Here is a 3,348-nt window from a genome sequence, read left to right on the forward strand (position 1 = left end):
GCTCTGGTACTCCGGGCCCAGGCTGCGGTGGTTGAAACGCAGTTGGCGGGCGGCCGCGGGCTGCTCGGCCTCGGCCCGGGCGACACGGTCGCCTGTTCGGCGCCGCTGGCCTTCACCTTCGGCCTGGGCATGCTGGTCGTCTTCCCGCTGCGGGCCGGCGCCTGCGCGCTGCTGACCGAGTCGGCGACGCCGCTGCAGCTGGCCGAGCTCGTCGAGAAGCAGGGCGTCAGCGTGCTGGCGACCGCCCCGACCGCGTACCGGGCGATCCTGCGGGGCGGGCAGGAGCACCGGCTCGCCGGGCTGCGGGCGGCGGTCTCCGCCGGCGAGCACCTGCCGCGGACGACCTGGGAGGCGCTGCACGAGCGGCTGGGGCTGCGGGTCATCGACGGCATCGGCGCCACCGAGCTGCTGCACATCTTCGTCTCGGCGGCCGGCGACGACATCCGCCCCGGCGCCACCGGCAGACCGGTGCCGGGCTGGCGGGCCGCCGTCCTCGACGTCGACGGCCGCGAGCTCGGCCCCGGCGAGGTCGGCCGGCTGGCCGTGATCGGCCCGGTCGGCTGCCGCTACCTCGACGACCCGCGCCAGTACGACTACGTGGTGGACGGCTGGAACGTCACCGGGGACCTCTTCCACCGGGACGCCGACGGCTACTTCTACTACCGGGCACGCAGCGACGCGATGATCGTCTCCTCCGGCTACAACATCGGCGGCCCCGAGGTCGAGGCGGCCGTCGACACCCACCCGGACGTGGTGGAGTCCGGGGTCGTCGCCAAGCCGGACACCGAGCGCGGCTCCGTCGTCTGCGCCTTCGTCGTGCTGCGCGAGGGCGTCACCGGCGACGCCGCGAAGGCCAAGGAGATCCAGGACCACGTCAAGCGGATCCTGGCGCCCTACAAGTACCCGCGTGAGGTGCGGTTCTGCGAGGCCCTGCCGCGCAACACCAGCGGCAAGCTGCAGCGCTTCGTGCTGCGCAGGATCGTCGACGACGAGCAGGCCGCCGCGCCTGCCGCCGAGCACTGAGAGGACCAGCGCGTGAGGATCGCGATCGTCGGCGGCGGGCCCGGCGGCCTGTACTTCGCCGCCCTGATGAAGCAGCTCGACCCGGCCCACCGGGTGACCGTCTGGGAGCGCAACGCGCCGGACGACACCTTCGGCTTCGGCGTGGTGTTCTCCGACGAGACGCTCGGCGGCATCGAGAACGCCGACCCGGAGTTCGCCGCCGCGATGGCCGACCGCTTCGCGCGCTGGACGGACATCGACATCCACCTCGACGGCGGCAGCCACACCGTCGGCGGCCAGGGCTTCGCCGCCCTGGGCCGCCGGGAGCTGCTGCGCCTGCTCCAGGACCGCTGCCGCCACCTGGGCGTCGAGCTGCACTTCGGCACCGCGGCGCCCGACACGGCCGAGCTGCTCGCCTCGTACGACCTCACGGTCGCCGCGGACGGCGCCAACTCGCGGGTGCGGCAGGCGTTCGCCGAGGAGTTCCGGCCCGCGCTGGACACCCGGCGCAACAAGTACATGTGGCTCGGCACGGACCTGGTCTTCGAGGCGTTCCAGTTCTTCGTCAAGCAGACGCAGTGGGGCACCGTGCAGGTCCACGGCTACCCGTACTCCGACGCCGGTTCGACCTTCATCGTGGAGATGCACGAGGACGTCTGGCGCCGGGCCGGCTTCGACGCCACCGAGGGCGAGGAGTTCCCGCCCGGCACCTCGGACGAGAAGGCCGTCGACCGGATCCGGGAGCTGTTCGCCGCCGAGCTGGACGGCCACCGGCTGTTCGCCAACAACTCCAAGTGGCTGAACTTCACCACCGTGCGCAACGAGCGGTGGCACCACGGCGGTCTCGTCCTGCTCGGGGACGCCGCGCACACCGCGCACTTCTCCGTCGGCTCGGGGACGAAGCTGGCCATGGAGGACGCCCTCGCGCTCGCCGCCTGCCTGCACGAACACCCCGGCCTCGACGAGGCGTTGACGGCGTACGAGGCCGAGCGGCGGCCGGTCGTCGAGTCCACCCAACGGGCCGCGCAGGCCTCGCTGGAGTGGTTCGAGAACATCGGCATGTACGTCCGCCAGGAGCCGACCCAGTTCTGCTTCAACCTGCTGACCCGCTCGCGCCGGATCACCTACGACAACCTGCGCGAGCGCGACGGCGACTTCGCCGACCGGGTCGCCGCCGGCTTCGCGGCGGCGCAGGGCTCCGCCGGGGCCGGGGCCGTCCCGGCGATGTTCCAGCCGTTCCGGATCGGGCAGCTGGAGCTGAAGAACCGCGTCGTGGTCTCCCCGATGGACATGTACTCCGCGGTCGACGGCGTGCCCGGCGACTTCCACCTCGTCCACCTCGGCTCCCGGGCGATGGGCGGCGCGGGCCTCGTCATGACCGAGATGGTCTGCGTCTCCGAGGACGCCCGGATCACCCCCGGCTGCACCGGCCTGTGGACGGACGGGCAGCGAGACGCCTGGCGCCGGATCGTCTCCTACGTGCACGGGCAGAGCTCCGCCCGGATCGGCCTGCAGCTCGGCCACGCCGGGCGCAAGGGCTCCACCCGGCTGATGTGGGAGGGCATGGACGACCCGCTGGCGGAGGGCAACTGGCCGGTCGTCGGCCCCTCGCCGCTGCCGTACGGGCCGGGCTCGGCGACCCCGCGCGAGGTGACCCGGGCGGACCTGGACCGGATCACCGCCGACTTCGTCGCGGCGGCCCGGCGCGGCGCCGAGGCCGGCTTCGACCTGCTCGAACTGCACTGCGCGCACGGCTACCTGCTCTCGTCCTTCCTGTCGCCGCTGGCGAACCGCCGCACCGACGAGTACGGCGGTTCGCTGGAGAACCGGCTGCGCTACCCGCTGGAGGTCTTCGACGCCGTCCGCGCCGTCTGGCCGGCCGAACGGCCGATGATCGTGCGCATCTCGGCCACCGACTGGGCGCCCGACGGCAACACCGAGCACGACGCCGTGGAGATCGCCCGCGCCTTCGTCGCGCACGGCGCGGCCGCCGTGGACGTCTCCTCCGGCCAGGTCACCAAGGACGAGCGCCCCGCCTACGGCCGCTCCTACCAGACGCCGTTCGCCGACCGGATCCGGCACGAGGTCGCGGCCGCCGCCGGCGCCGCCGTCATCGCGGTCGGCGCGATCGCCTCCTACGACGACGTGAACTCCATCCTGCTGGCCGGGCGCGCCGACCTCTGCGCGATCGGCCGCACCCACCTGTACGACCCGCACTGGACGCTGCACGCGGCCGCCGAGCAGGACTACCGCGGGCCCGCCGCGGACTGGCCGCTGCCCTTCCGGGCGGGCAGCCGCAAGCCGCCCTCGGCGCGGACGTCCGCGTTCCCGTCGGCCAGCCGGGCC

The 3,348-nt window shown here is 73.6% G+C and carries 2 protein-coding genes; both read left to right on the forward strand.

The window, feature by feature from the left end; genetic code table 11:
- A partial coding sequence (locus ABZ641_RS30145; protein ID WP_359986842.1) for an AMP-binding protein occupies positions 1 to 1,023 on the forward strand: 1,023 nt, incomplete at its 5' end.
- Positions 1,024 to 1,035: 12 nt separating this feature from the next.
- The coding region (locus ABZ641_RS30150) for a bifunctional salicylyl-CoA 5-hydroxylase/oxidoreductase (RefSeq protein WP_359986844.1) at positions 1,036 to 3,348 on the forward strand (2,313 nt) is incomplete at its 3' end.

The organism is Kitasatospora sp. NPDC007106 (genome assembly GCF_040634455.1).
GTDB classification, from domain to species: Bacteria; Actinomycetota; Actinomycetes; order Streptomycetales; family Streptomycetaceae; genus Kitasatospora; species Kitasatospora arboriphila.